We start from the raw sequence: 6,788 nt of genomic DNA, 5'->3' as shown, positions 1-6,788 counted from the left end.
GGGCTGGCACCTGCACGACCTTGAGGTCGCGCTGCCACGCGGGCAGGCGTTGAACCGGATCACCCCGCTGAACCGGCTCCGCGAACAGATCGGCCGGCTTGCGGGCGGCGTGCGCGCCGAGATCGCCGTCGAGCTCATCGAGCGGATCATCACGGTGACGCGGCGGGTCGGGCAGCTCAAGGGGCGCATCGAGGCCCAGGTGCAGCCGCTGGTGCCGCACCTGCTGGCTATTCCTGGCTGCGGCGGGCTGACTGCGGCGAAGGTCCTCGTCGAGACCGCAGGGGTCGACCGTTTCCGGTCCTCGGCCGCGTTCGCCATGCACGCCGGGACGGCGCCGATCCCTGTCTGGGCGGGCAACCGTGCGCGGTTCCGCCTCAACCGCGGCGGCAACCGGCAGCTCAACGCCGCCCTGCACCGCATCGCGGTCACCCAAGTACGAATCCACCGACCCGCCCAGGCACTCGTCCAGCGACGCACGGCCGCCGGGAACTCGAAGACCGAAGCCCTACGGGTGCTCCGACGCCACCTCGCCGACGTGGTCTACCACCGGCTCCGGGCAGACGCGGGCAGCCCCGGTACTTGCCATCCGGAGGCCGGTTGACATAGGAGATTCGCGGGGTTGGCCGACAAACGTGTGGCGGTCATCGGGACCGGGGCCACCGGCGTCCAGGTCGTTCCCCACGTCGCGGCGAGCGCCGAGCATCTCTACGTCTTCCAGCGCACGCCGTCCGCGGTCAACGTCCGGGACAACCGGCCCACCGATCCGGACTGGGCGGCGTCGCTGCGCCCCGGTTGGCAACGGGAGCGTGTGGCGAACTTCTCCGGCTACATCGCGGGGGAGGATGTCGGCGAAGACCTGGTCGACGACGGCTGGACGAAGATCTTCCGCAACCGTGCACTGCACGCAGGGGTGCTGGACGAGGCGGTCGACTTCGAGGTCATGGAGGCTGTGCGCGCCCGCGTCGACGCGACCGTCACCGATCCCGAGGTGGCCGAGGCGCTGAAGCCGTACTACCGAGCTCTGTGCAAGCGCCCTACTTTTCACGACGAGTACCTGCCGACCTTCAACCGGCCCAACGTCACCCTCGTCGACACCGATGGCAAGGGGGTGGAGAAGATCACTCCGACCGCAGTCGTCGCGAACGGGCAGGAATACGAGGTCGACTGCATCGTGTTCGCGAGCGGCTTCACCATCGGTGCGTCGTTCGCCACGCGACTCGGCTTCGACGTGGTCGGCCGGGACGGACTGACGCTGAGCGAGAAGTTCGCGCCCGGCATCTCCACGCTCTTCGGTATGCAGACCCACAGCTTCCCGAACCTCTTCATCGTCGCGATCAACCAGGTGGGGATCGCCTCGAACCAGACGCACCTGCTGGACGTGCAGGCGCGGCACATCGCCGGGGTGGTCGAGGCGACACAGAGGGTCGGAGCGGCCACTGTCGAGGCGACGATCGAGGCCGAGGAGCGGTGGGTGCGCACGGTCGTCGACTCCGCTCGTCGGAACGCGGAGTTCCTCAAGACGTGCACACCCGGCTATTACAACAATGAGGGCCATCCGAACGTCGAGGCGTTCAAGCGGAACGGCGCCTACGCCCCGGGGGTGTGGCGATTCGAGAAGACCGTCGAGGAATGGCGCTCGACCGGTGGCTTCGACGGCCTGCTCTTCGACGGCTCTCCGCTGCCGTCCCGACACGTCGCGGTGACCGAAAGGACCCGGTGAGGTTCAGTGAGGACCACCATGCCTGCATCCTCGGCCCCACAGGCCACTCCTCTCGAGGTGTCCGTGCCCCACGACGCCGGCTCGTCGGTGACCCGGCCCGTCCCGGTCCCGACGCCGCTCAGCGCGCCGTTCTGGGCGGCATGCAGGGAGAATCGGCTACTGGTCCAACGCTGCGACGCGTGCGGGGCACACATCTTCACCCCGCAGGAGTTCTGCCGGGCCTGTCATGCCACGAGCCTGACCTGGGTCGAGTCCGCCGGCCGCGGACACATCGTGACGTTCACGGTCATCGGTAGACCGCAGACACCTGCGTTCGAGACCCCGTACGTCGTGGCGGTCGTCGAGCTCGAGGAGGGATACGAGATGATCACCAACATCGTCGGAGGCCCCGCGGAGGACGTCAGGATCGGTGACGCCGTGCGGGTCCGCTTCATCCCGGTCACGGACGAGATCACCTTGCCGTGCTTCGAGGTCGTGCCGTGAGCAGGCGGCAGGCCGTCATCGTCGGCGCCTACAACACCCCGCAGGCCCGGGTGCTTCCGGGCGAGACCTCCGACTCGGTGACACTGGCCGCGATCAAGGGGGCCCTGGGCAATGCCGGGCTCACCGTGGCCGATGTCGACGGCCTGAACGTGCTCTCCGGACTGAACTACCGCGGCGGTGCGGACGCGTTCGGCTATGCGCTCGGCATTCCGTGGTTCTGGACCGGCGGCTTCGTGCCCAGTCCGGGCGCGGTCGTCGAGGCCGCCGCGGCCATCGAGCGCGGAGTGTGCGACACGGTGGTGCTCGCCAGCGGTCAGGCGGGTGTCTATACCGATCGGGCGTCGGTCGCGCCGTGGGCGCGGACCCCCAACGAGTTCATCGAGTGCTGGGGGCTGATGACGCCGGCGGAATGGTCGCTCTCCGCTCAGCAGTACATGCACCGGTTCTCCGTGGCACCGGAGAAGATCGCCTACATCTCCTCTGTCATTCGCAACAACGGCGCGCGCAACCCCGAGGCGATCTACTACGGCCGCGGTCCTTACACCGTGGAGGACGTGCTGTCGTCCCGGCTGATCGCCAGTCCGTACCGGCTGCTGGACTGCGCCACCGTCAGCGAGGGCGGGTCTGCGGTGGTGATGACCACCGCGGAGCGAGCTGCGGACCTCGACGTGCCCGCGGTGAAGGTACTCGGTGGCGCCTACGACAGCTGGGGGCCCACCTACACCCATCCGTCGACCTACGAACGGGTCGCGATGTGGGGTCGCAAGGCAGCGGACGCCGCGTTCGGTCAGGCCGGGATCAGCCGTGACGACGTCGACCTGTTCGAGCTCTACGACAACTTCTCATGGGAGATCGTGCGGTACTTCGAGGCGCTTCGCTACTGCGAGGTGGGAGAGGGCCCGGACTTCGTCGCGAACGGGGCGATCGAGCTCGGTGGACGCTATCCGATCGTCACCGACGGCGGCACGATGTCGCACTCGCACACGGGGGAGTCCCAGCGGTTGCAGCGTGTCGTGCAGGCGGTCCGTCAGCTGCGTGGCGACAGCGCAGCCAACCAGGTCGAGGCGGAGATCGCGCTGGTCGTCGTGATCGGCGAGGTTCTGCTCCTGGGGGCCTGAGGCCTTCGATGGTGCGGAGCGAAACGTGAATGACGACGTGAAGCGGCTGCGGACCCCGCAGCGTCCGCCGTTCGACGCCGAGTTGGCGGAGGCCCTGACGCAGGTGCGCGACGAGATGCCCGTGACGGTGACCTCGTCCGGGATCGGGGCGATTCGGGAGCGTGCGGCACGCACGACTGCCTCGGTCGAGGAACTCGCCGCCGAGTACGGTGTCGCGGTCCGGATCGTCACCGCGACCCGTCACGGCGGGCCGAACCTGCGGCTGCTCGTGGCGCGCCCTCCGACACCGACCTCCGGTGCCCTCTACTGGATCCACGGCGGCGGCGGCGTCCTCGGCGATTTCCGGTTCGGGATCGACCCGGCCCTGACCTGGGCCGCGGAGTTCGGGGTGACGGTGGTGTCGGTGGACTACCGGCTGGCTCCCGAGCACCGGGATCCGGTTGCCGTCGAGGACTGCTATGCCGGCCTGTGCTGGCTGGCGTCGAACGCCCGGACGCTGCAGGTCGATCCGACCCGGATCATAGTGGGCGGACACAGCGCGGGCGCCGGGCTGGCGGCCGGGACGGCGTTGCTCGCGCGCGATCGTGGGGGCCCTCGCGCGCACGGGCAACTGCTGCTGTGCCCGATGCTCGACGATCGGGAGCAGACGGTCTCGAGCAGACTGCTCGCGGGTGAAGGAGTCTGGGACCGGACGGCGAACCGTACGGCATGGGCGGCGCGGTTGGGCGCCCGTCGCGGAGGACCGACGGTCAGTGCGTACTCGGCGCCGGCCCGCGCGGGGGACCTCGGCGGATTGCCGCCCGCGTTCCTGGACGTCGGCTCGGTCGACACCTTCCGGGACGAGACCGTGGAGTATGCGTCACGCATCTGGTCCGACGGTGGCGAGGCCGAGCTGCACGTGTGGCCAGGGGCCTATCACTGCTTCGAGATCGTCGCGCCGGCCGCGACACTCTCGACAGCTGCGGTGAGGTGCCGGGCCGGGTGGCTGCGGCGCCGGTTGGAGGCGTCATGACCGTCGGGGAGCTGCCGCTGGCCGGGATGACCGTGGTGGCATTGGAGCAAGCCGTTGCCGGACCGCTGGCCTCGCGACACCTCGCGGATCTCGGGGCCAGGGTGGTGAAGATCGAGCGGCCGGACGGCGGCGACTTCGCCCGCGGCTACGACGACGTGGTGCGCGGGATCGCGTCGCACTTCGTGTGGCTGAACCGCGGCAAGGAGTCCCTGGTGCTCGACCTGAAGTCCGCGGCGGGCGCGCGAGCGGCCCGGGCGCTCATCGCACGGGCGGACGTCTTCCTCCACAACACGGCACCCGGGGTCGTCGAGCGCCTCGGGTTGGACGCGGAGACGCTCCGCGCGGACCAGCCGGAGCTGGTGGTGGTCAACATCTCGGGCTACGGGCGGACCGGACCGCGCCGGGACCGCAAGGCCTACGACATGTTGATCCAGGCCGAGTCCGGAATGGTCGCGGTGACCGGGACCCCGCAGACGGCGACCAAGACCGGGGTTCCGACCGTGGACATCGGGGCCGGGGTGTACGCGGCGATGTCGGTGCTGGGCGCGCTGGTACGCCGAGCCCGCACGGGCGTCGGCGCCGTGATCGACGTGTCGATGTTCGACGCCGCCGTCGAGTGGATGGGACATCCGCTGTACATGCAGCTCTACGGGGGCAGACAGGTGCCGAGGATGGGGCTGTCGCACGCAGCCATCGCGCCCTACGACGCCTATCCGACGGCCGACGGGCAGATCCTCATCGGTGTTCAGAACGATCGGGGATGGCGCGCCCTTGTCGGCGCGGTCTTCGGGAAGCCCGAGTACGCCGACGACCCCCGCTTCGCCACGAACGTGGCCCGAGTGGCGAACAGGGCGGAGTGCGACATGCTGGTTGCGGACTTCACCCGGCAGTGGGCGACAGCGGATCTCGACCAGGCCCTGGCGGACGCCGGAGTACCTGCAGGACAGCTCAACGGCACCGCCGAAGTGGTGGAGCATCCGCAGCTGTCTGCGCGCGACAGATGGCGGTCCGTGCGCACCGAGGTGGGAGAGGTCCGCGGAGTGCTCCCCCCGATGACCTTCCGCGACGTCGAGCTCCCCATGGGTCCGGTACCGGCGCTCGGGGAGCACACCCGGGCGGTCCTGGCCGAGTTGGGCATCCACGACGACGCACCGTCCGAGTTCCGTCCCGAGGAGATCGCCGATGTCTGAATCCCGCCGAGTAGCCGTGGTCACGGGTGCGGCCCGTGGAATTGGTGCGGCCACCGCGCAGCGCCTGGCCCGAGACGGGCTGGCCGTCGCGGTCGTGGACCTGGAGGAGAGCGCAGCGAAGGCCTCGGCCGACGCCGTGGTCGCCGCGGGGGGACTGCGATCGCGGTGCGTCTCGACGTCACCGACGCCGCCGCGGTTCAGGTTGCGGTGGACCAGGTGGTGGCAGAGCTGGGGCCGCCCACGGTGCTCGTGAACAACGCCGGTATCACCCGTGACGACCTGCTGTTCAGGATGACCGAGACGAACTGGGACGCGGTGGTGGACGTCCACCTGAAGGGTTCGTTTCTGATGAGCCGGGCGGTGCAGGGATTCATGGTTCAGGCCCGATGGGGACGCATCGTGAACCTCTCCTCGACTTCGGCGCTGGGCAAGCGCGGGCAGGCCAACTACGCCGCGGCCAAAGCCGGCGTGCAGGGCTTCACCAAGGCGCTTGCCCTCGAGCTGGGACGGTTCGGGATCACAGTGAACTGCGTCGCGCCCGGCTTCGTGGTCACTGACATGACCAGGGCGACCGCACAACGACTCGGAGTGCCGTGGACGGACTATCTCGCCCAGCGGGTGGCTGAGCTCCCGGTGGGCCGGGCGGGCCAGGGCGAGGACATCGCCCACGCCGTGTCCTACTTCGTCGACGAGCGGTCCGGGTTCGTGTCCGGTCAGGTGCTCTACGTGTCCGGCGGCCCGCGCGTCTGACCGAAACGACCATTCCGCAGCGGCGGCACTCGCCGCCGCACTACCCACCCAGAGGTGAGCCATGTCCACACCGTTCGCACCCGAGCTGCGCCCCGGGATGCGGCTGCAGAGCCAGACCGGCCCGGCCGAGCTCATCGTCATTCGGCCGGGGCCCGGAGGCATCTTGGCATGCGGAGGCCTTCCTATGGTCGGCCCTGGTGACGTCCTCGCGTCAGCCCCGCACGCGGCGGAGGCGGCAGCGGACGCGGTGCAGCTCGGAAAGCGCTACACCGACGCCACCGGGACACTCGAGGTGCTGTGTACCAAGGGCGGTGCGGGGCCGCTGACTCTTGACGGGGCGATTCTGAGGATCAAAGCGGCTGCGGCGCTCCCGGCGTCGGATTGAGTGGCGGGGAACGCCGGCCCCGCTTCCGGTCGGGAGCCGTGAGGTCGCGGCGTCGTCGGCATGGCGCCTGCGGCCACTGCCCGCGCGAGCCCGCTGACCGCGTCGCGCTCTCGATGTCGTTCGCTGCCGA

The 6,788-nt window shown here is 69.8% G+C and carries 7 protein-coding genes and 1 pseudogene; all 8 read left to right on the top strand.

Annotated features, from left to right (window positions below):
- Nucleotides 1-601, top strand: a 601-nt coding sequence (locus PSD17_RS33385) for a transposase (protein WP_339126168.1), incomplete at its 5' end; no start/stop codon positions are given.
- A gap of 18 nt (nt 602-619) precedes the next feature.
- Complete coding sequence (locus PSD17_RS33380) at nt 620-1,720, top strand: flavin-containing monooxygenase (RefSeq protein WP_013673970.1); 1,101 nt, start codon at nt 620-622, stop codon at nt 1,718-1,720.
- A 63-nt stretch (nt 1,721-1,783) separates the two neighbouring features.
- The gene (locus PSD17_RS33375; RefSeq protein ID WP_041760788.1) at nt 1,784-2,203 is read left to right on the top strand and encodes a Zn-ribbon domain-containing OB-fold protein; all 420 of its coding nucleotides are present in this window, start codon (nt 1,784-1,786) and stop codon (nt 2,201-2,203) included.
- Entirely contained in the window at nt 2,200-3,321 is a 1,122-nt protein-coding gene (locus PSD17_RS33370; protein ID WP_013673972.1) for a thiolase family protein, read from the top strand. Before PSD17_RS33375 ends, PSD17_RS33370 begins: the two co-directional genes overlap by 4 nt.
- A 25-nt stretch (nt 3,322-3,346) precedes the next feature.
- A complete protein-coding gene (locus tag PSD17_RS33365; RefSeq protein ID WP_339126167.1) occupies nt 3,347-4,333 on the top strand; it encodes an alpha/beta hydrolase in 987 nt (328 codons plus the stop codon).
- Nucleotides 4,330-5,523 (top strand): CaiB/BaiF CoA transferase family protein, encoded by a 1,194-nt coding sequence (locus tag PSD17_RS33360; protein ID WP_013673974.1) that lies wholly within the window; start codon nt 4,330-4,332, stop codon nt 5,521-5,523. The genes PSD17_RS33365 and PSD17_RS33360 overlap by 4 nt, the downstream gene beginning before the upstream one ends.
- Nucleotides 5,516-6,273, top strand: a pseudogene (gene fabG, locus PSD17_RS33355) (3-oxoacyl-ACP reductase FabG). The gene PSD17_RS33360 and the pseudogene fabG overlap by 8 nt, the downstream one beginning before the upstream one ends.
- A gap of 61 nt (nt 6,274-6,334) precedes the next feature.
- Nucleotides 6,335-6,658 carry a hypothetical protein gene (locus PSD17_RS33350; RefSeq protein ID WP_339126166.1) on the top strand — a complete coding sequence of 108 codons (324 nt, stop codon included), beginning with the start codon at nt 6,335-6,337 and terminating at the stop codon, nt 6,656-6,658.
- Nucleotides 6,659-6,788: the final 130 nt, after the last annotated feature.

Source organism: Pseudonocardia sp. D17 (genome assembly GCF_036984265.1).
Taxonomy (GTDB): domain Bacteria; phylum Actinomycetota; class Actinomycetes; order Mycobacteriales; family Pseudonocardiaceae; genus Pseudonocardia; species Pseudonocardia benzenivorans.
This window is presented reverse-complemented; position numbering and strand designations above follow the sequence as displayed.